Genomic DNA, 20,246 nt, shown 5'->3' on the forward strand with positions numbered 1-20,246 from the left:
GCGGCCGCTTCGCTGGCGTGTGCGTGATGTCGAGGCGCATGCACAGGCACAAAGCGTTAGGCAGAGGCTGGCCAGCGGCGGCGCACCGCGCCGCTCACGCTGACCTGATTCATGGTGGTCAGAAGCGCGAGCCTGTGCCATCGACAGAACATGAAGAAATCGTTAACCGTGTATTGACGTTATGTGCGTCGCGCGCGTGCCGCGTTGGGATTGTGCGCGAAAGGGAGGGTCTTGGGCATCAGGTTTCGTTGGTGATTTCTTGGGCCGCCAGTTACTTAAACGCTGCTGTCCGGCGAAGCAGCGCCGCGCTGCGCGACGAACGCTTCGACATGCCGGATCGCCAGTTCGCACTGGTCGAGTGACAGGTTGTGGATCGATCCCGGAACAGGCTCAAAGCCGAGTTCGCCGGCGACCCAGCGGATTGCTTTCGCGCGAGCCTCGAACGTGTTGACGCGATCGCGTCTGACCTTGCCAGCGACAAGCGGCTCGAGCGCGTCGTGCAGGCGGCCCTTCGCGTCGCGCAAGGCGGCGTCGGCGAGACGTCCGAGCGGAACGTTCCGGGTGCTGCGCGAGTGGATACCAATCCACGCCTGACACGCGGTGCAGGCCCATAGCGCGCCGTGATCCTCGCGGTAGGGGTACTCCGCTTCACGGTATTTCACGAGCGCGGCGCGAGCGCCGCAATAATCGCACAAGGGCTGGGGTAATGCCTTGATCGGGCGACCGACACGCACGGGTATTCCTTCTGGCTGAATTGCAGATTACATTATCCGCCAGTTGGGGCTCGCGAAAGCAGTACGGTTTTCGCGAGCATTCTAATTGAGATGGTACGTCCCCGGTCCAACCTGCCCCGGGCAGCGACCGGGGAGGCACGACCGTCTCGTGTCGGACCGATACTGTTTTGCAAGGACTTCCCCCGAAAGTCAAGATCGGGGTGAGATTGGTTGGCGCCAGCAAATGTGCAGCGCCAATGTTGCTGGTGGTCCAGTTGGTTGGGCGGTCATATCACTTCTCCGTTGTCAGCTAAGGCTCGCGCTTCGAAGCAATACCAGGAACAGACTGCGTCTTTGCAAACGGCCTTGTGGCCCGAAACGTATCGGGCCGGCCACGATATGAGCCGCACAGGAGAACCCTATTTGAAAACCGGCGAGCAGGCGCGCGGTGATACGCCGCGTGCGATGATGATTCGCCAACAGAATCGTCGGGTTCTTCTCCCGTTCGGTCCGACCTCGTCTTGCTATCGCGTCGAGCAGTAGTTGAGTTTCAGGCTAACGGATCATGCTGTAGCGGATGGTAACGGCGGATGCATGAGTGGGTATTCCGGCCCAACGTGACCGACGATTCCGGACGAACGTGACCGAGCATTCCGATTGATCGTGACCGGTCATTCCGGGCGAACGTGACCGATTTCCCGGGTTTTCCGGAATCCGCGGTCACGATGCCGGAATCGGCGGTCACGATACCGGAATGGTGTCGTACAGCGCCGTAATGGTGTTACGCATATCCACAACCCCGACGGGTACGCTGCCAGATTTTTTGTCTGGGACAAGCATGCCCGCAACGAGGATCGCTATGCGTAAGATCAAGGAAGTACTGCGTCTGAAACTTGACGCCAGGTTGTCTCACGAGCAGATCGCTGCCGCCCTCGATCTGTCCAAAGGCGTCGTGACCAAATATGTCGGCCTGGCCGCTGCAGCCGGGCTGGACTGGGCCGCTGTCCAGTCGCTCGACGACGTGACGCTGGAGCGGCGCCTGTTGGCCTCCCCCGAGAAGCCGCGTCACCATGTGCAGCCCGACTTCGGGCGCATCCATCACGAACTGCGACGCAAGGGCGTGACGCTCATGCTGCTGTGGGAGGAGTACCGGGCCGAATACGCCGAGCGCCAGACCTACGGCTATTCGCAGTTCTGTGAGAACTACCGGCACTTCGCCAAACGGCTCAAGCGCTCCATGCGGCAGATCCACCGCGGCGGCGAGAAGCTGTTCATCGACTTCGCCGGCCCGACTCTCGCCCTGGCCGATGGCGGTCGCGCCCATATCTACGTCGCCGCGATGGGGGCATCCAGCTATACGTTCGCCTGCGCCACCGAACGCGAAACGATGGCCGACTGGCTCGACTCGACGGGGCGCGCCCTGGCGTTTTATGGTGGCGTGCCGGCAAAATCGCCAGCTGGTGATTTGGCAGAGGGTTTTTTGGTTAGCGATTGCGGCTACAGACGTATAAGCGAGTCCGTACAGGTCGGACCGCAATCGGTAACTAAAAAACCGTTTGTGCTGAACCGCTCCGCAGGCGGTCGTGGTATGGGCATTGAATCGTCGCTGCGGTCATTCAGCGCGCGCCACGCACGTTAGCCGGGCACCGCGCGACGATGAAGCGGAGTCGACGGTGACGCGACGGTGGTGCAAACGTGGTTCTGACGAGATGAATGACGTAGATTCCGGGTCGTGGGTATACGGCGAAGACTCGATGACGCAAGCCCGGGCGAGTCGCCACCAGGAATGAATGGAAACGTGATTGGTAGTCGCGCCAAAGCGGATCAGTGACCATGGTGAATGTGTGGAGGTGCACGCGGCAGTGCGCCGGGCAGAAAGGTTTCGATGCACACCATGTGGCCCTTGCCGCAGGCGGGGCAATCGCGTAATGACCGGCCGGTGAGTCGCTGGTAACGGTCACGGTAGTCTTCCGTTAAGCTGGATGTTTCTTGCGCGGGGGCGACGCCGCCGAGTAGCCGGCGGCAGGTGGCAAGTCTGGCTGCGCGGTGGCGATTGGCCAGCAGGCCGTAACTGCGAATGTGCTTGAACCCGTCAGGTAGCACATGCAGCAGGAAACGGCGGATGAACTCGTCGGCGTTGAGCGTCATGGTCTTGTGCGCGGCATCATGCTTGTAGTCCTTCCACTGGAAGGTGACATCGTCGCCGTCGAAGCGCATCAGCCGGTTGTTGGAGATGGCGACGCGATGGGTGTAGCGGCCCAGATAGTCGAGTACGTGCCGGGCGTCGCCGAAGGGAGGCTTCGCATAGACCACCCACTTGGCTTGTGCGGCCGGTGCGAGAAAGGCGGCGAACGCCTGGGCGTCGGCAAGCGGTTCAAGCTTGCCGTAGAAATGCAGCGCACCCGTGTCGAAGGCACGGCGCAGCTGTTCGAGAAACAGACGCCGGAACAGGCGCGAGAGGACCCGCACGGGCAGGAAGAAACCGGGGCGACAGGCGATCCAGTGCTCGCCGTCCGGGGCGATGCCGCCGCCCGGCACCACACAGTGCACGTGCGGATGATGTAGCAGGTTCTGCCCCCAGGTGTGCAGGAGCGTGATGAAGCCGATCTCGGCACCCAGGTGTTTCGGATCAGCGGCGATCGTGCGCAGGGTCTCGGCGCTGGTGCGAAACAGGATGTCGTAGAGCGCTTTCTTGTTGTGGTAGGCAAGCGCGGCGATCGGTTCGGGCAGAGTAAAGACCACATGGAAGTACTCGACCTCGGGAAGCAGTTCGGCCTGGCGGTGTTCAAGCCATTGGGCGCGGGCAAGCGATTGGCACCTGGGACAATGGCGATTGCGACACGAGTTGAAGGCGATGCGCTGATGGCCGCAGGCATCGCATTGTTCGACATGGCCACCGAGTGCGGCGGTGCGGCATAGTTCGATCGCACTCATCACGCGCCGTTGGGCGCGACTGAGCACACCGGCATGCGTTAGCCGGTACTGCGGGCCGCGGCTGCTACGCGCAAGATAGAAAAAATGGACATCACCCGGAGCCTTGAAAATACTGGAATCGGCAGGCTGCGGGGTGTCCATAAAGTTAGCAGAAAAAATGGACACAACGTTCGTCGGAATGTCCATCTTCAGTCGCAGGTTTCACATGCTGATTTGAGCGAAGACGGCTGCTCCGATCTAGCGCGGCTGCAGGGGCAGGACGCTACCGCCACGCAGCGCGGCCAATTCCTTGCGCAGGTTGAACACCTGACGCAGTAGTGCGAGCTCACGAGCCAACGATTCGTCAAGCTGTGCCTGCAGATCCTTTGCGTCGCCCTTCGCGCGGTTCAGACGGTCGGTGAGTTCGAGCTTCGGACGCCCAGCTACCGCATTGGCCGCGTCGATCGCTGCGATCAGTTCGGTGAACTGCGGGCGCGATTTCTTGATGCTGCCTTTCTTCCGGCCTGCCTCGATCGCCACGGTGTCATTGTTGATACGCGCACCCTTGCGCTTCTTCAGTCGCTCAAGGGCGGCGTAGTAGTCGGTCATGGCGTCGCTCATGCCGCCTCCGGGTTGATCAGTTTCTCCTGCGCGTCAAGCAGTCGTTGCAGCGTCTGCGCCTCGATACGGTATTCGACGCTCGTCTCATCGACCGCGCGCAGCTTCCCGACTGTAGCCTGCTGCGCTTTGATCACGCGCTGAAGCTTTGACGGCACGATTACGAGGCTACGACAGTTCGACTCAAGGCAATCCAGATGCATCCAGTCGAGCGGCGTCGACTTGCATGGTTCGACGCTGGCACAGCCGCCCAGCACCGTCTCGCGGTACGCCAGCTCACCCTTCCCGAACATCCTCACCGTCTGCTCACGTGAGTAGACCGACACAGGCGATGCCTGCACGGCACGGCTCTGCGTCCACGCTGCGTGCCCGCCAAACAGCCGCTCGTCAGAGAACAGTACCTGCTCGGCGTACGCAAGGTATCCCGACAGGTCCTGTGCTTCGGCCCATTCCTTAGCGAAGTGGGTCTTGTCGGCGTCGATGAAGCCCTTCGCGAACGCCGAGCCGCGGGCGTAGTACATGCTCATCTCCTGCGTGATGTGCTGCAACTGACGCTTGAGCGTCGGTAGCGTTACGAGACCGCTGCGGTGCGCGTAAAGCGCGAGCGCGCGTCGAAGCTGGTGACGCGTGAATGGCCACTGCTGCCCGACCGCGTACTTCGGCTCGTCTTCCCACGCGCGATGCATATCGACACGCTTCAGCTCAGCGATGTCCTCGACCGTGATCGTCGGGAAGACGCGCTCACGAAAGGCTTCGATATCGTCATGTACGTTATTCGCGGCCCGGTTTGCCACGTACCCCTCCCTACGCAGACCCATCCGGCAGAACAGCAGGTGCGAGCCATCCGTCGATTCGGCGTAATCTTGTGCGCCTTGCGCACGGTGCGCCTCGCCCGACAGCCGTTGCGCGAGCCTGATGGCGCGGGCAGCGAGAGGGCTGGTCACCCAGCATGCGCGCCTGGGACGACCGCCCGACAGCTTGGTCGTGATGCCGTCGATGGTGTAGTGGGTCACGCCATCCAGACGGGTCTCGCTCAGGCAGTCGTACGGCAGGTTCTCCGCTTCCATCGCACGCATGCCGGTGAATGACAGGATGACAAGCTGGCATAATGCCCTGATCGACGCCACAAGCGATGACACGACGTAAGGGGAGTCCTCGCCCCCGAAGTATGTGGTTGTCCTTACTAGCTCTGCAGGGACAACCGGACTCTCGTCGGCGTACAGTCGTGCGAGGTAATCCGACAGCATGTCGGCGACGCCCTCAGCGACGCTGAGGTCATGCTCACAGGTTGACAGGAAGTGCTGGTAGATCCGCGTCGGGATGACAGGGTGTTGTGAGCTTCCAGCACGTTGCGCGTAGCGTTCGAGCAGAGGCTTGTGCAGTTGGGCCAGCGGTACGCGCAGCCCCGTGGTCCCGACACCCAGACGGTGAAGCTTCACCAGAATCGAATGAAGGCGCTGGGCCTTCGTCTCCATCCCGGCTTGCGCGACATAGTCAAGAACAACGACGACATTGGACAGCCCCTCGTAAAGCGTAAGCTGACGTGCGGCGGCAAAGAACGTGAAATCCCTCAGGTATATTGAACGAGTTTGAAGCGTATTGGACGCAGGTACCGTATCTGTCGCTTCATGCATCAGAAAGTACATGATCTGCTTCCACTGACGCGTAGTCGCCTCTGAAAGGGCACGGCTCACGTCGTCAGGCACGTGGCCCCTGAAATTGATATGGGTCCAGCGCAGCCCAACCGCGTATGCACGGACGTCCCAGGCGTCGTCACCAAACAGCGAAACCGTGTTCCCAGCCGTGTCGCGCGTGACGACCGTATCGTCCTCGACCCGGTACCAGTCAGGGCGGTCAGCGATCGGCGCAATCAACGTGTTGTTCATGCCATTCCCAGTTCGAAAAGCTGGTCGAGCTTGGCCGACCAGAAAGCGTCCAGATTCCCGGCGACGTCAACGTCCTGCTCGATGCGATCGACCATCGCGGCGTTGCGCTTGCGCAGTTCATCCAACAGGAACCCAACGCGCCGCAGCACCGCGCCGAACGAGCTGTCGTATTGCTCGATCGAGCCAGCACGCCCGCTCACGAGCCTGACGCAGTGACGGCAGCTCAGCAGCTTGCGAATGTCGGCGGCGTCAGCGTGCACGCGGTACTGGTCGCAGAAGAGACACCCTTCGGTCGAGCGGCAGTCAGGTTGTACGGTGACCGACGCCGCGATCGGCGCAGGCTTGCGGAACTCGATGCAGACGCCCACCGCGCTCCTGATGCTGCCCGCCGGGTCATTGCCGGGCTTCAGCACGGTCTTCTCAACCGATGCGAGGAAGGCGCCCATCTCGGCCTTGTGCGCAGCATCCGTGCCGTTTGAGTATGAGCGCAGCGCCGTGGCCAGCGAGTGCCCCATCAGTCTGGCTGCGACGAGCGGGTCGTGGTTGCGCACCGCCCAATCCTGCTTTGCTGCACGCCACTGCCGTGCGCTAATATGCGTCAGCGCGATCCCGAGCGTGTCGAGTCGACAGTAAAGCAGATCCAGAAAGTGGGTTGTGAGACCCGTTAGCCGCCGCAGCTGGGCATGGTGTCCGACTACAACGAACAACGCGTCCCGGTCTGCGTCCTGCACCAGATACTCGCGCAACGCCAGATACGTCTTGAGCTTTGGCATGAAGCTCAGCGAGACGGTGAACGTAACCTCCTTCCCGCCTGCCCGGTACTTGACCTCACGAAACTTCTGACGCGCGACCGACGCATCCTGCAGGCTCGCGGCAAGCTCCGGACTCCACTTCATGGCCAACAGTTGCGCGAGGTTGATGCCTGTTTCGGCGAGAAACAGCGCAGCGAAACAAGAGACTGCTATCGAAGCGTGCGAGCGTCGGATTGGCGACTGCGCGTCCGCGTTCGCCACCGCAAGATGTCTAGCCGCACGCCTGGCGATGTTCCACGAACGCTCAAGCGGTCTGTTAGCGCCTGCCTCAACCATCCGCGTCCTGAGTTCCTCCCGCGTGTGAGGCTCTCCTGTCTCCAGATTCCAGCCAAAGAGGCTGCGCGAGTCATCGCCGACGCTACGGCCGTAGTTGCGCGGAACAAGACAAAGAGTCTCGCCTCGCACCGTGGTCACGCGCACCGGGTACGGTTGGAAGTCGACCACCATCGCGCTAATGCTGCTGAAAAGCGCGTCAGCCCATGCGAGCAGGGCGGCTTGTGCCTCGGCGTCAGGCACCGCCGTCGGTACCCAGGCATCCTGTTGGTGGCGCAACACCTTGGCATCAGCGCAGAAGTCGTCGTTTCGGAAGAGCTCACGCAGCATCGACAAGAGATTACGCTGATCGCTGGCGACGGAATTTCGGTTCAGGTTACCCAGCGAGACCTGCTCGCGCTTCTCGTGGAAGTAGTGATGAACAGCCTCTGCGGTAGCCTTCTCGTCACAGAGCGCCTGATGCAAGCCCTGCCTGTCGGCCCAGTTGGCGAATTCAAGCACGCCGCGCAAAGCACCGTGGACCGTCCTCGGGCGCATCGCGCCAAGGGTCATACGCCCGGAAAGCTGCGTCACCAGCAGGCGTACGCCCCTGGCGCGTTCGCTGCAGAAGCTTGAGTGGTCGAAAGTGCGTCGCGTGCGGTGCGAGCTTGACGTGTCACGTTTCAGGTAGCAGATCTGACCAATATCGGAACGCCTCCTCATGCCTTCCCACCTGAGCAGCACGCGCTCGGGGTGCAGCAGCGTCGTGCCCTCCGCGAGCGGCATAAGCACTTCCTCGTACTGGCGGCTCATGATGCCACCGCGGTGTTGAGAGTGCGCGTGACCAGCGTCGACAGGTGCGCTCCCCAGGAGTCCTGCACAGCGTCGAACAGTTTGCGATTATCGCGGTAAGCGAGGTAGCGCTCGCTCGTAGACGGTTGTACGTGCCACATCAGCTGCCGCAACTGATCGAGCGCGCGCGTGTACTTCGTCCCGTTCGCGGTCATCGAGTCGACCATGTTCAGCCCGAAGGTCGCGCGCATGTCATGGAAGCTGAACTCGTACCTGGGGTTGCCAAGCCGCGCGCGCATGATGGGCAACAGTTCGTCCCTGATGAACTGGCGCACGGCCTGCCCGGTCTTGACGTGGCGACGAACGCGCGGGCCAGTGCTGACCGGGCTGCGCGACGTGCGATCCTCGTAGAGTGGCGCACCGCGATGGCTCAGAAAGAGCGGCTGGTCGGGGTGATCATCGCCGTCTGCCAGACGGCGACGCTTGCGCGCGCGATCGCTATGCATGTAGATGTACAGCCGCTCATAGAAACCGCGCGGCAGGTGCAGCACGCCCTTGACGCCGCCCTTCGTGTCGATGCCCGTACCTGGCCCGCAGGCGAGCCGGATGTCGTCACCGTGAAACTCTCCCGGCTCGCGCATCACGTGTTTCGCGCGCACGGTCAGTACTGTCTGGATGCGAGCACCTGTCAACAGCGCGAACAGATGAATGAGCGTCATTTCGGTGTTGCCGAGTGCGGTCAACGATTCCAGCAGTACTGACTGCTCGGAAGACGGGAGCGGGCGCAAGCGACCGCCGTCCTGAATGTGATCGTCCCACGGGTCTTCTGCACGCCGGCCACTGATCGACAGGTCCGTGGTCTTGACTTCGATCACGCTGCTGAAGCCCTTCTGGTCCTTGAACGCGATGAAGCGCTCAGATTCGACCCACGGCGCGTTCGCGGGCCGGAAGCCTGCTTCGGTCATGAGCCAGCGATAGAAGCGCACCACAGCGCCCATACGACGCCTGGCGACGCCCGGAGACAGTTCGCCTGCCTGCACGGCCAGCCTGATCGAGGCGCTGTAGCGGTAGGTCGGACGTTGCCGCTTGTTCACGGGGAACACCAGCCAGTCGACGCATTCGTCATCCAGATAACGACGGAACGCCACCAGGTCGTCTGCAATGTTGGCGAACGTGAGCATGTTGGGCGACGACTTCGACTCCATCATATCGACGAGCCAGACGTTCGCCTCGGCCCACGGTGCGCCGTCAGCGAGTCGGATAACAGGAAAGAGAGGGAAGGTGTCTGCGATCCACCGCGGGCGGGCGTCGCGCCGCCCGCCGGTGTCGGGGTCTGCGAGCGGGACCGTGTGATAGATCGTGCCGCCTTCGGGTGCAGTGATGCTGACTGGCGTCGAACCGGGTGTGTCGCGGTCAACGACCTCGGTCAGTGCCAGTAGCCGGATGGTAGTTCGTCTTGCTGTCATCATGCAGATCCTCTGCTGTGTTTGTGGGGATGTCCGCTTTAACACAGCCTGCGAGTACCAGGAAATCGTCCCTGACTTGCGCATAGGCTGCGGAAGATGTCCGCAACCTCCAGCATGAGATGCTACAGGGTATGGGCTTATCCAGGAGGCAGGCGGTCCAGTGGACTGGTGACTTCATGCAGCAGGTCGGTGGCCACCTGCACATAAAGTGCGGTGTTCTCAAGCTTGGCGTGGCCGAGCAGAACCTGGATCACGCGGATATCCACCTTCTGTTCGAGGAGATGCGTCGCAAAACTGTGCCGCTTATCTACCCAGCGATATAAGGCAGAGGTTTTTTTGGTTGGCGGTCGCGGCAACCAGCGCATCGCCATGTCGTCGGACCTGATCCGCGACCGGTAATCAAAAAAACGTTTGTGCTAAACCGCTCCGCAGGCGGTGGCCGCTATGGGCATTGAATGACCGCCGCGGTAATTTGTGATGTCTTGCAGGGGTGATCAGACACGGACTTCCGGCGAGAGTGGGAAGCATCACGTGTAAAGGAAGCGGGAATGTGCGCGTGAAGCGGCAAATCACCCGCCATTCTGGAGTACGCTGGTGCGCCAGCAGATCGAAGGCACGAGTGCAGCCGCGTTGGCCTCGTCAGGAAAGGCGAACGTGTACGGAAACAGGTGCGGTGGCAACTAGCGCGCATGGGTGGGACCTGGCGGGGCTCGTGGAAGGCTGCCGGGCATGTCTTCGATGCGGAGCATGTGTCCCTTGCCACATACGGGGCAGTCGCGCAGTGACTTGCCGGTGAGTCGCTGGTAGCGGTCACGGTAGTCTTCCCCGGGCTCGGCTGCGGCAGCAGCGGGAGCCTCGACACCGAGCAGCTGCCTGCAGGTGGCGAGCTTGTCGGCACGGTGGCAGTTGGCGAGCCACCCGTAGCTGCGAATGCGCTTGAAGCCGTCAGGCAGCACATGCAGCAGGAAGCGACGGATGAACTCGTCGGCCGTGAGCGTCATGGTCCTTTGTCTGGACTCGTGCCGGTAGTCCTTCCAGCAGAACTGCACGGTGTGCCCGTCGAAGGCGAGCAGCCGGTTGTTGGAGATGGCGACGCGGTGGGTGTAGCGGCCCAGGTAATCGAGCACGTGTTCGGCACCGCCAAAGGGTGGTTTGGCGTAGACCACCCACTCCGCCCGTGCCGCGGGTGCAAGCCAGGCTGCGAATTCGACGGGATCGCTCAGGGATTCGAACTGACCGTGCAGGCGCAGCCCGCCGGCGTCGTAAGCGCGGCGCAGCTGTTGGAGAAACAGGCGGCGAAAGAGCCGTGACAGGACCCGCACGGAAAGGAAGAAGCCGGGACGGCAGGCGATCCAGCGCTCGCCGTCCGGGGAGATGCCGCCGCCCGGCACAACGCAATGCACATGAGGGTGATGCTGCAGATTCTGTCCCCACGTATGCAGGATCGTGAGGAAGCCGATCTCGGCGCCCAGGTGCTTCGGATCGGCGGCGATCGTGCGCAACGTTTCGGCGCTGGCGCGGAACAGCAGATCGTAGAGCGTCCTCCTGTTCTGGAACGCGAGAGCGGCGATGGTTTCGGGAAGCGTGAAGACGACATGGAAATACTCGGTCGAGGGGAGGAGTTCCGCATGCCGGCGTTCGAGCCATTGCGCGCGGGCGAGTGACTGGCATTTCGGACAGTGCCGGTTACGACACGAGTCGTAACTGATGCGCTGATGGCCGCATGCATCGCACTGCTCGAGATGGGCACCAAGCGCTGCGGTACGACACAGCTCGATGGCACTCATCACGCGTCGCTGCACACGACTGAGCCCCTCGGCATGGGATAGCCGGAAACTGGGCCCACACTGGCGGAAAATGTCCGCCACTTCGAGCGCCGGCCGCATGACTGCGCTCAGAAGTACTCGGGCGCAGGTGGCGGGGATGGAATGGGTGCAGGGTGCGGTAGCAGATCGAAGGGACTGGTGGTGGCGCACACGGTGCTGGTGGCCACCTTCAGGTAACGGCACGTTGTCGATAGGGACCTATGGCCCATCAGCAGCTGGATCCGGCGCACGTCAGTACCGGCTTCCAGCAGATGCGTGGCGAACGCGTGCCGCAAAGAATGGGGTGTCACGGGTTTGGCGATGCCGCTGCGCTTGCGCGCAAGCTCGCATGCGTCGCCCACGGCATGGCGGGTGATGGGCCGCCCCGGAATGCTGCCTGGAAAGAGCCATTCCTTCGGATGGGCGTCCTGCCAGTACAGCCTCAGGATGTCGAGTAGCCTCGGGGAGAGCATTACATAGCGATCCTTACGGTTCTTCCCCTGGTTCACACGGATAACCATGCGCTTGCTGTCGATATCGGTGACCTTCAGATGCACGACTTCCGACACCCGCAGTCCGGCGGCGTACGCGGTCATCAGGATGGTGCGGTGCTTGAGACTGGCGACCGACTCGAAGAAGGTGGTGATCTCCTCCAGGCTGAGGACGACCGGCAGTCGGAACGGCTTCCTCGGCAAGGGAAAATCCTCGTCGCTCCAGTCGCGCTTAAGCGTCACACGGTAGAGAAACCGGAGTGCGCCGATCGTTGGGCCGAGGCTGCCGGGTGCCAGCTTGCGCTCTTCCCGGAGATAGATGAGCCAGGCCCGGATCTCGTCGGGGCCCAGCAGTTCGGGCGAACGGTGAAAGTGACGGGCGTAACTGGATACCTGAATCAGATAGGACTTCTGTGTGTTCTCGGCGAGATTACGGATCTCCATGTCGTGCAACATGCGTTGGCGCAGCGGCGTCATGACTAACCTCCTGGAAGCAGTGGTGGAGCCCGGTTGGGCATCCACATACTGCTCCTGGAGGTATCTGCGTCCCCTCGTTGGGATCCTGCGTCAGCTCACCGCGACAATGAACGTCAGCCATCAGCTCTCGCACTCCTCCCACTACCGCGTCAGCGGTTTAGTACAAGCGTCACTATGTACCCTTCCGGGTTATGTCGGGTGACACAATTGAACCTCGACGATCGACCGAAGATTGCGGGGTCGTCAAGCAGATCGCTCAAGCGATCACCCGACATAATTTGGTGAGGTTAAAGACTGTTCAGGAAGCCGAGGAGTTCGTCTGTCGGCTTGAAGCGTCCTGGCGTGCCGCGTCGCGGAGTTGCTTTCGCAAGGGCCTGTTCCTTCATCGCAAGGGTCGCTTCGACATAGATCTCCGTGGTTTCCACCGATTCATGCCCGAGCCACAACGCGATGACCGAGCGACGAACGCCTGATTGCAGAAGGTCCATGGCCATAGTGTGTCTCAAACAGTGGACAGTGACCCGCTTCTGCTTCAATGACGGGCAAACTTCACACGCGGTTTTGCGGTGCTTGTTTAGCAAGTACTGCACACCATGGACACTGAGGCGTTCACCCCGCTCGCTGGGAAAAAGTACTGCGCCATCGCCGCGTTGTGGTTCTCGCAGCCACGCTTTCAGTACGGCGCGAGTGGATTTCGCGATGGGGGTACAGCGCTCTTTGCGTTCATGCAAATATTTGCATGATCGGAACTATGACGAACTCGGGAATATGCGCAGCTCCGCGCCAGGGACGTCCGTTTGGCGCCTTGTAAAGGGTGTTTGGTCACGGGTACCGGTAGTGGACTGCGCATAATAAAAGTGCTTTCCTCAGGAGGCAGGTCGACAAGTTCGGCTTTTTGAGGAGGGGTATCATGAACAGCGACTTCGCGTTACCGCAGCGGACCCGGGCATGGTTGACGGACGGCGTGCTCAAACCCAGCTATCAAGCCTATTCGACGTATTTGATTGGGCGCGGATATTCGTCGTGGAGCGTCCGGAAGTATTTGTGCTGCGTCGCGCACTTTGCTTATTGGCTGCGCAAGCGACGCATCAAACTCAGTCAGATTGACGAAGCGCTGATCCGCTATTTTCTGGATGAACACCTGCCTCAGTGCGACTGCCCATTGCGCACGCCAAGAAGCAGGAACCATATCGGGTCGGCCTTAAGGCTACGCTGAAAAAGGTCAACGGCATTGGTCGCTCAATCGTTAGATGTGCATGAAACAACAGACCCTTGCGATGGCGGCCGATCAAGGCGCCGGATTTGAACAGTACCGTCGGCCAACCAAACGCGATGTGTTCCTTGAGACGATGGAGCAGATCGTGCCGTGGGCGCAGTTGTGCGAGGTTGTCGAGCCGTACTATCCGAAGGGTCAGGGCGGTCGCCCGCCAGTGGGTCTGGAGCGCATGCTGCGCATGCACTTTCTGCAGCACTGGTTCAACCTGGCCGATGAAGCCTGCGAGGAAGCGCTGCTGGATAGCACCGCATTGCGGCGATTCGTCGGCATTGACCTGGGGCGCGAGCGCGTTCCTGATGGTACGACGCTCTTGAAGTTCCGGCGGCTGCTGGAGCGCAACAAGCTCGGCGAGCAATTGTTCGCCAAGGTCGGCGAGGTACTGCAAGGGCGCGGACTGAAGGTAGGCAGCGGCACCATCGTGGATGCCACCATCATCGGTGCGCCGAGTTCCACAAAGAATGCGGACAAGGCGCGAGATCCCGAAATGCATCAGACGAGGAAGGGCCAGCAGTGGTACTTCGGCATGAAGTTGCACATCGGTGTGGATAGCCAGACGGGTCTGGCACACAGCGCGGTAGTGACAGCGGCGAACGTGCACGACAAGCATCCGCTGCCGGCGCTGCTGCATGGCGGCGAGCAGCGTGTGTACGGTGACAGCGCCTATGCGAGCCAGAAGGAACTCATCGCCAGCAAGGCGCCGAAAGCCAAGGACTTCACCAACCAGCGTGTGCGCAATCGCAGTGGTGAAGTCGATGAAGCCAGGCGCTCGAAAAACCGCAGCAAGTCGAAGATTCGTGCCCGGGTCGAACACGTCTTTGCGGTGGTCAAGCGGCTGTGGGGGTTCGGCAAGGTGCGCTATCGCGGCCTCGCGAAGAACGCCACGCGCGCCTTTACCACACTCGCGCTGGCCAACATCTACATGAGCCGCACGCGGCTGATGGCACAGCTGCGTCCATGAGTAGCCAAAGTGGGTCGAGAGACCCGCTTGCAAGGCCCTTCAGGGCCAGAAAATCGAACCAGTCGGGTCGCTGATCTCGCATTCCGAAATTCAGCGACAAGCTGTTGGCGAAAACGCTGGCTTCTTCAGCGTAGCCCTAAAGCATCTGCTTGTCGTGCTGCGCCAGAGGGCGGACATACGCCATCAGCCCGACTTCACACCCCGTCTGATACGGGAGGAGATCAGGGAATTTGACGCACACCTTGACCAGGTCTGCGGGCTGGCCGCATCTACGAGAAGGTTGCGTACACGCATCGTACGGACGTTCCTGTCGGAGCGATTCGGTGCATCGAGAATCACTATGGCACAGGTCAAACCGGAACATGTTCATCGATTTGTAGTCAGCCACCTCGAAGGATGCAAGCCGAGCACCGGCAAAGTCCTTGGGAGTGCACTACGGAGCTACTTGCATTTCCGAGGAATGCACGGAGATCACGTCCGGTGCCTTATTGCCGCGATTCCACAAATCGCCCAGTGGCGGTTCGCATCGTTACCAGACTCGCTATGTGAGGCGGAGCTGGAACGGTTTCTTAACGCATTCGATCGCAAATCCGCGATCGGCCGCAGAGACTACGCAATGGCCCGGTGTATGGTCGACCTGGGACTACGCGCCGGCGAAGTCGCTTCGCTACAGCTGGACGACCTGAACTGGCACGACGGGACGTTGCGGTTATCAGCAGGCAAGGCGCGGCGAACAGATGTGCTTCCGTTGCCGCCCCGGACCGGGCGCGCAATTGCTCAATACCTGACTGACGGGCGCCCGGTCTCCGATAGCCGGGCGGTATTTCTGCGGCATCGCGCTCCACTTACCGAACCCGTCGGCTCGAGCGTCGTTCGCAATACCGTCCGTGCCGCTCATGCGCGATGCGGCAGCGATCCACGCTGCAGGGGAACCCATGTATTGCGGCACAGCGTAGGCAGTCGGCTGATTAACGCTGGAGTCCCTATGAAGGAAATCGCCGATATCCTTCGACACCGCAGCCTCGATACTACCGCGATTTACACCACGGTCGATATCAGGAGCCTTGCCAAGGTCGCGCTGCCCTGGCCGGGGAGCGAATCATGAAACGTTCAGTGAGAATGCTATCGCTCGCCGAGGACTACCTTGCGTCAAGACGCCGCCTTGGTTTTGACCTGCGGTGTACGGGACGCCGGCTTCTTGATTTTGCCTGCTTTGCCGACCGGATCGGCCACCAGGGGCCGCTCACCGTAAAACTGGCAGCGTCCTGGGCTCGATCTGCATCAAGTCAGGTGCCCTTTACCTGGGCGCGTCGGATTGAGATCGTTCGCCCGTTCGCAAGGTATCTCCAGCAATTTGACCCTGCCACCGAAGTTCCTCCGCTTTATCTTTTCGGCCGAGCCCATCGCCGTTTGACACCGCACATCTATGCCGATGAGGAGATCCGGGAACTGCTGGCCGCTGCTTCGACGTTGCCCTCGAAGGAGAAACTGCGGCCCGTGACCTACTCAACCCTGTTCGGGCTGATCGCGGCCACCGGACTGCGGATTTCTGAGGCGCTTAACCTGAGGCGCGCAGACGTCGACCTCGATCAAGGCCTGCTGATGATTCGGGTAACGAAGTATCGTAAGTCCCGCGTCGTTCCACTTCATCAAACGGTCGTGCGAGCACTTGCACACTATGTAGAGCTGCGGGATCGCGATTGGCCCATCACGCTAAGCGATCACTTCTTCATCGTGCACGGAAGCAGCATGAAGATCAGTACCGTTGAGGAGGTCTTCAGTTCCTTGCGTTCGCAGTTGGGATGGGTCGCCCGTGGTGATCATCCGGCTCCACGCATCCACAATCTGAGGCACTCGTTTATCTGCCGAAGGGTGTTGCTCTGGTACCAGCAAGGGGTGGACGTCGACAACGCAATGATCATGCTTTCGACTTACGTAGGGCATGCCAAGGTGACCGACACCTACTGGTATCTAACGGGCATCCCGGAACTGATGGCAATTGCGGCTCAGCGCTTCGAGCACTTTACAGAAGGAGTCTGTCATGTCTAAAAGGCAAAGCCATTGTTCGTCGTCGAACTTCGCCGCGCTGCTACAGGAATTCTTCGTTGAGCGGCTAATGCAACAACGGGCAGTCAGCCCGCAGACGATAGCCAGTTATCGGGATACCTTTCGACTATTCCTTCAGTTTGCTCAGGCGCGTCTGCATAAGTCGCCTGTCGAGCTGGCGTTAGCAGACATCAACGTGGATCTGGTGCTGGCCTTCCTTCGTCATCTGGAGGACAACCGGCATAATTGCGCGCGCACCCGGAATTCGCGGCTTGTTGCCATCCGTTCATTTCTGAAGTACGCAGCCCTCAAGGATATTTCTTCGCTGGCTGTTATCCAAAGCACTCTAGCTATCCCAATGAAGCGCTTCGACAGGCCGCTCATCGGCCACCTGTCGCGTGACGAGATCGAGGCACTACTCGCCGCACCCGACCCCAACACCTGGTGCGGGCAGCGGGACCGGGTACTGTTTGCAACGCTATACAATACTGGCGCACGCGTTTCCGAACTGATCGGTCTGCGGGTGGGTGACGTCGTTCTGGATAAGGCGCCCTGTGCACATATCCACGGCAAAGGCCGGAAACAGCGCACCGTACCGTTGTGGCGCTCAACCGCGAGCCAAATCAGAAGCTGGTTGCCGCGGATCCGGTCATCGCCTGATCAGATTCTGTTTCCGAATCGCTCGGGGAACCCGATGACGCGATCCAACGTTACGGATCGGCTCAAACTCGCAGCGCGGACAGCCACCAGGCAATGCCCTCAACTATCAAGCCATCCCATTTCACCGCATGTCATCCGGCACTCGACTGGGACTCATCTGCTGCAATCGGGCGTTGACCTGAGTGTCATTGCACTGTGGCTTGGACACGAAAGCCCAGCGACTACTCACATGTACGTCGAGGCCGACCTCGCGATGAAGGAGCGTGCGCTCAATACTTTGCAACCACCTCACAGCAGAATCGCGCGATATCGACCGCCCGATCGCTTGATGCAGTTCCTGGAAAGCTTGTAATTATGCGCAGTTCACACCACGGATCCGCCATCCACAGCCCATCGCAGAAGAACGAATTGGCGTCTGTGGCGCGGAACTGCGCATATTCCCGAGATCGTCATAGTTCCGACCCTTTCCGATTACCCTCACGTGTGCGCCGGTGCCAAGCACCACATCCTCGCGATTGAGTCCCGTCATCTCGGACAGGCGCAGACCGGTCTGTACCGCGACCAATAGAAAGGCGTGGTCGCGCCGGCCAGACCACGTGCCTTGATCAGGCGCGGCAAGCAAGGCGTCGACTTCTGGATGCGTCAGAAAGTGAATCAGCGTACGGGTGAAGCGCTTGCTGGGGATGGCAAGCACCCGTTGGATCTGGGCGGCATGGTCTGGTGCTTCGTAAGCGGCGTAGCGAAAGAAAGAGTGAATCGCCGCGAGGCGCAGATTTCTGGTGCGAACACTAACGCCCTGGTTCTTCTCAATTTCGTCCAGGAACGCGACGATCAGAGGAGTATCGATGTCTTCGAGGTTTAGCTGCGACGGTGACTTATGCAGGCGCTGCTGCACGAACTTAAGGAATTGACGATAGGAATCGCGATAGGCACCGATGGTGTGAGGACTCGCCTGACGCTCTTGCATCAGGCGCTGCGTGAAGAACCGCTCCAGTAACGGAGCAAAGGTGGCAGCTTTATTCATGGCCGGTCCTCCCAGAGTTGTTCGAGCCGGCGCATCGCCTCGCGCATCAGTTCAGGCGAGCCGTTCAGATACCACTGGGTATCCGCGACGTGAGCATGGCCGAGGTAGGCTGACAGGATGGGCAGACGGCGCTCCGGGTCATCTCCAGACTTGTACCAGCGCACAAGTGCGTTCGTCGCGAAAACGTGTCTCATGTCGTGCAGACGCGGCCCGCGACTGTCGGATGCCCCGCGCAAACCAATCTGTCGCGACAATGAATAAAAAGTGCGATGGATCTCACCGACATCCATCCTGTTACCCCAACTGGAAACAAAGAGATAGGGGGATACCGGTCGACCCGCCCAGTGATGCTCACGCCGCGTGATGTAGTCCGCGAGCACCTTGCATGTCGAGGCATGCAAAGGAATGAGTCTGGTCTTTCCGAGCTTCGCGCCTCGGATCGTCAATATCGCCTCCGTCAGATCCACATCCTGAAGTTCGAGATTGCGCACTTCACCCAGGCGCATGCCCGTCACGCTCAACAGCCCGAACAGGCAATGATAGGTCCAGGGCAGCAGTGCACCCCGTTCATAGTGGTATGGCATCTGCAGCGCCGCCTGTAGCAGGCTACGGATCTCGGCGGCCGAGTATAGGTACGGCCGAGCCCGCTTCGGTCGAAATGGCAATAAACCCGGTGCGGGTATTTCCGTGCGGGGATCGGTAGCACTACGATATCGCGCGAACCCACGCAACCAGCTCATTCGTTGCGCCCAGCGGTCGGGCTGGACATTTGCGGGTTGCCGAGCCCAGGCGAGGGCCAACGTCTGCGTAATGTAAGAAGCTCGATGCTGTTCCATGAACGCGACGAAATCTGGTAGCGCCGTGCTCTCCTCCCTCAATTTGAATCCCAGGCTATGCCTCAGATCGAGGTAATCCTGAACAGCCTGCCGAAGCGCGTTCATCGTACACCTCCGGGCCAGGGCAACGCGAGTTCACGCAATGCTTTGATGTCGACCCGAGTGTAGATCATCGTGCTCTGTGGGTGACGATGACCCAACACCTCGCCAATCTCGCTGAGCGAAGCTCCATGGTTCAGCATCTGGGTAGCCAGTCCGTGGCGAAACTGATGGGCACCCGTTGTGGGCGCGTCGATGCCAGCGCGCTTAAGTGCACGCCGAACGACGCAGCCGAGACCACTTGGCCCACGAAAGCCGGTGATGTGCGCGCGTGCACGTAAAAATACGCGGCGACTGGCGCTCTTCGGCCGCCCATGTTGCAAGTAGGCGGCGATGGCTTTGCCGACGTCCGCAGGTAAGGGTAGCTCGATGCGTTGTCCACCCTTGGTGCGCACGCTCAGTTGACCTGCGTCCCAGTCAATATCATCGAGCTCGAGGAAGACCACCTCACTGGAGCGCAACCCCAATCGCGCGAGCACCAGCAGGATCGCGTAGTCGCGACGACCGACTGCAGTCCGTCGATCGATGCTATCCAGCAACTTCCGTGTCTGGTCTGCTGAGATTCCCCGGGGAATTGACGGCATCGACCAGTTGGCGACCACGGGCACGGCGGCAGCGAGGTCCAGCGTAATGTCGCCGCGATAGCGCAAATAGCGCAGAAAGGATCGCAGGGCAGTGGTCATAATCTTCGCCTGTTTTAAATGCAGTCGTGGCGCCTGAACTTGCACAAAGTGCACGACATCGGCCGCACGTAGTTTCGATAGCATGACCTTCCCGTCGCCGAAACGATGTTTGAGAAACTCTCGGACGAACGGCACGTAATGAATGATTGTGGCTCTGGCGAGAGCTTGAATATTGCGCAAGTACTCCTCGTACTCCTGTACACACCGCTCAGCTGGCGAAATCCGAATTGTTGCCATCTGCTCAGGCGGAACCACGCCTTCGCCACGAAGAAAATCAATAAGCTGTCTGAGCGCTGCCCGATCATCGTTGCGAGGCTGGAAATGCAGGGCACGATAGCGTAAATATCGTGTTGCGTGATCGAGGCCGATATCCCGTACTTCGACACCTCTCTGTTTAAGGCTACGCTGAAGAAGCCAGCGTTTTCGCCAACAGCTTGTC

17 protein-coding genes and 2 pseudogenes are annotated in these 20,246 nt (G+C 60.5%); 6 read left to right on the forward strand and 13 right to left on the reverse strand.

All coding sequences use genetic code 11. The features are described from left to right. Nucleotides 1-275: 275 nt before the first annotated feature. Nucleotides 276-734: a zinc-finger-containing protein gene (locus tag HF916_RS08385; protein WP_168788480.1), complete on the reverse strand. Its 459-nt coding sequence runs from the start codon at nucleotides 732-734 to the stop codon at nucleotides 276-278. 817 nt (nucleotides 735-1,551) lie between these two features. Here HF916_RS08385 and HF916_RS08390 point away from each other — a divergent pair. Further along, nucleotides 1,552-2,157 (forward strand): annotated as a pseudogene (locus HF916_RS08390) (IS21 family transposase); the annotation flags it as partial. A 380-nt stretch (nucleotides 2,158-2,537) separates the two neighbouring features. On the opposite strand, the gene HF916_RS08395 reads toward HF916_RS08390, so the two are convergent. The 9 genes and pseudogenes from HF916_RS08395 to HF916_RS08435 form a co-directional block, all read right to left on the reverse strand. After that, the gene (locus HF916_RS08395; protein WP_240975189.1) at nucleotides 2,538-3,833 is read right to left on the reverse strand and encodes an IS91 family transposase; all 1,296 of its coding nucleotides are present in this window, start codon (nucleotides 3,831-3,833) and stop codon (nucleotides 2,538-2,540) included. Nucleotides 3,834-3,884: 51 nt separating this feature from the next. Then, nucleotides 3,885-4,247, reverse strand: a complete 363-nt coding sequence (locus tag HF916_RS08400) for a hypothetical protein (protein WP_168788481.1) — start codon at nucleotides 4,245-4,247, stop codon at nucleotides 3,885-3,887. Next, nucleotides 4,244-6,130 carry an integrase gene (locus tag HF916_RS08405; protein ID WP_168788482.1) on the reverse strand — a complete coding sequence of 629 codons (1,887 nt, stop codon included), beginning with the start codon at nucleotides 6,128-6,130 and terminating at the stop codon, nucleotides 4,244-4,246. Before HF916_RS08405 ends, HF916_RS08400 begins: the two co-directional genes overlap by 4 nt. Beyond that, complete coding sequence (locus tag HF916_RS08410) at nucleotides 6,127-8,007, reverse strand: integrase (RefSeq protein ID WP_168788483.1); 1,881 nt, start codon at nucleotides 8,005-8,007, stop codon at nucleotides 6,127-6,129. Before HF916_RS08410 ends, HF916_RS08405 begins: the two co-directional genes overlap by 4 nt. After that, nucleotides 8,004-9,452, reverse strand: a complete 1,449-nt coding sequence (locus tag HF916_RS08415) for a site-specific integrase (protein ID WP_168788484.1) — start codon at nucleotides 9,450-9,452, stop codon at nucleotides 8,004-8,006. Before HF916_RS08415 ends, HF916_RS08410 begins: the two co-directional genes overlap by 4 nt. Nucleotides 9,453-9,589: 137 nt before the next feature. After that, nucleotides 9,590-9,754: pseudogene (locus HF916_RS08420) on the reverse strand (tyrosine-type recombinase/integrase); the annotation flags it as partial. A 378-nt stretch (nucleotides 9,755-10,132) separates the two neighbouring features. After that, nucleotides 10,133-11,338: an IS91 family transposase gene (locus tag HF916_RS08425; protein ID WP_168787612.1), complete on the reverse strand. Its 1,206-nt coding sequence runs from the start codon at nucleotides 11,336-11,338 to the stop codon at nucleotides 10,133-10,135. A gap of 8 nt (nucleotides 11,339-11,346) precedes the next feature. Beyond that, complete coding sequence (locus HF916_RS08430) at nucleotides 11,347-12,225, reverse strand: tyrosine-type recombinase/integrase (protein WP_168787613.1); 879 nt, start codon at nucleotides 12,223-12,225, stop codon at nucleotides 11,347-11,349. Nucleotides 12,226-12,512: 287 nt separating this feature from the next. Then, entirely contained in the window at nucleotides 12,513-12,956 is a 444-nt protein-coding gene (locus HF916_RS08435; RefSeq protein ID WP_168788485.1) for a tyrosine-type recombinase/integrase, read from the reverse strand. A 179-nt stretch (nucleotides 12,957-13,135) separates the two neighbouring features. Here HF916_RS08435 and HF916_RS08440 point away from each other — a divergent pair, with 179 nt between their 5' ends. From HF916_RS08440 to HF916_RS08460, 5 genes are all read left to right on the forward strand, one after another. After that, on the forward strand, nucleotides 13,136-13,441 hold the full coding sequence (locus tag HF916_RS08440; RefSeq protein WP_168788486.1) for a site-specific integrase: 306 nt from the start codon (nucleotides 13,136-13,138) through the stop codon (nucleotides 13,439-13,441). Between the two features lie 40 nt (nucleotides 13,442-13,481). Then, nucleotides 13,482-14,459 (forward strand): IS5 family transposase, encoded by a 978-nt coding sequence (locus HF916_RS08445; protein ID WP_168787361.1) that lies wholly within the window; start codon nucleotides 13,482-13,484, stop codon nucleotides 14,457-14,459. A 460-nt stretch (nucleotides 14,460-14,919) separates the two neighbouring features. Further along, on the forward strand, nucleotides 14,920-15,564 hold the full coding sequence (locus tag HF916_RS08450; RefSeq protein WP_240975430.1) for a site-specific integrase: 645 nt from the start codon (nucleotides 14,920-14,922) through the stop codon (nucleotides 15,562-15,564). Continuing rightward, entirely contained in the window at nucleotides 15,561-16,508 is a 948-nt protein-coding gene (locus HF916_RS08455) for a tyrosine-type recombinase/integrase (RefSeq protein ID WP_168787992.1), read from the forward strand. Before HF916_RS08450 ends, HF916_RS08455 begins: the two co-directional genes overlap by 4 nt. Then, entirely contained in the window at nucleotides 16,501-17,517 is a 1,017-nt protein-coding gene (locus HF916_RS08460; RefSeq protein ID WP_168787993.1) for a site-specific integrase, read from the forward strand. The genes HF916_RS08455 and HF916_RS08460 overlap by 8 nt, the downstream gene beginning before the upstream one ends. Here HF916_RS08460 and HF916_RS08465 read toward each other — a convergent pair whose 3' ends face one another. From HF916_RS08465 to HF916_RS08475, 3 genes are read right to left on the reverse strand one after another with little or no spacing between them, the layout of a single operon-like run. After that, the gene (locus HF916_RS08465) at nucleotides 17,518-18,189 is read right to left on the reverse strand and encodes a tyrosine-type recombinase/integrase (RefSeq protein ID WP_168788487.1); all 672 of its coding nucleotides are present in this window, start codon (nucleotides 18,187-18,189) and stop codon (nucleotides 17,518-17,520) included. Continuing rightward, complete coding sequence (locus tag HF916_RS08470; RefSeq protein ID WP_168787615.1) at nucleotides 18,186-19,130, reverse strand: tyrosine-type recombinase/integrase; 945 nt, start codon at nucleotides 19,128-19,130, stop codon at nucleotides 18,186-18,188. Before HF916_RS08470 ends, HF916_RS08465 begins: the two co-directional genes overlap by 4 nt. Continuing rightward, the gene (locus HF916_RS08475) at nucleotides 19,127-19,987 is read right to left on the reverse strand and encodes a site-specific integrase (RefSeq protein WP_206001715.1); all 861 of its coding nucleotides are present in this window, start codon (nucleotides 19,985-19,987) and stop codon (nucleotides 19,127-19,129) included. Before HF916_RS08475 ends, HF916_RS08470 begins: the two co-directional genes overlap by 4 nt. Between the last annotated feature and the right edge of the window lie 259 nt (nucleotides 19,988-20,246).

Origin of the sequence: Paraburkholderia aromaticivorans (genome assembly GCF_012689525.1) — a bacterium.
Classification (GTDB): Bacteria; Pseudomonadota; Gammaproteobacteria; order Burkholderiales; family Burkholderiaceae; genus Paraburkholderia; species Paraburkholderia aromaticivorans_A.

Bases quoted from the DNA above. Each gene is read 5' to 3' on its own strand.
- HF916_RS08470 (WP_168787615.1), bottom strand. From the start codon at position 19,130: ATGAACGCGCTTCGGCAGGCTGTTCAGGATTACCTCGATCTGAGGCAT.
- HF916_RS08460 (WP_168787993.1), top strand. From the start codon at position 16,501: ATGTCTAAAAGGCAAAGCCATTGTTCGTCGTCGAACTTCGCCGCGCTG.
- HF916_RS08395 (WP_240975189.1), bottom strand. From the start codon at position 3,833: ATGGACATTCCGACGAACGTTGTGTCCATTTTTTCTGCTAACTTTATG.
- HF916_RS08450 (WP_240975430.1), top strand. From the start codon at position 14,920: ATGCACGGAGATCACGTCCGGTGCCTTATTGCCGCGATTCCACAAATC.
- HF916_RS08415 (WP_168788484.1), bottom strand. From the start codon at position 9,452: ATGACAGCAAGACGAACTACCATCCGGCTACTGGCACTGACCGAGGTC.
- HF916_RS08465 (WP_168788487.1), bottom strand. From the start codon at position 18,189: ATGAATAAAGCTGCCACCTTTGCTCCGTTACTGGAGCGGTTCTTCACG.
- HF916_RS08430 (WP_168787613.1), bottom strand. From the start codon at position 12,225: ATGACGCCGCTGCGCCAACGCATGTTGCACGACATGGAGATCCGTAAT.
- HF916_RS08405 (WP_168788482.1), bottom strand. From the start codon at position 6,130: ATGAACAACACGTTGATTGCGCCGATCGCTGACCGCCCTGACTGGTAC.
- HF916_RS08425 (WP_168787612.1), bottom strand. From the start codon at position 11,338: ATGCGGCCGGCGCTCGAAGTGGCGGACATTTTCCGCCAGTGTGGGCCC.
- HF916_RS08445 (WP_168787361.1), top strand. From the start codon at position 13,482: ATGAAACAACAGACCCTTGCGATGGCGGCCGATCAAGGCGCCGGATTT.
- HF916_RS08440 (WP_168788486.1), top strand. From the start codon at position 13,136: ATGAACAGCGACTTCGCGTTACCGCAGCGGACCCGGGCATGGTTGACG.
- HF916_RS08400 (WP_168788481.1), bottom strand. From the start codon at position 4,247: ATGAGCGACGCCATGACCGACTACTACGCCGCCCTTGAGCGACTGAAG.
- HF916_RS08410 (WP_168788483.1), bottom strand. From the start codon at position 8,007: ATGAGCCGCCAGTACGAGGAAGTGCTTATGCCGCTCGCGGAGGGCACG.
- HF916_RS08455 (WP_168787992.1), top strand. From the start codon at position 15,561: ATGAAACGTTCAGTGAGAATGCTATCGCTCGCCGAGGACTACCTTGCG.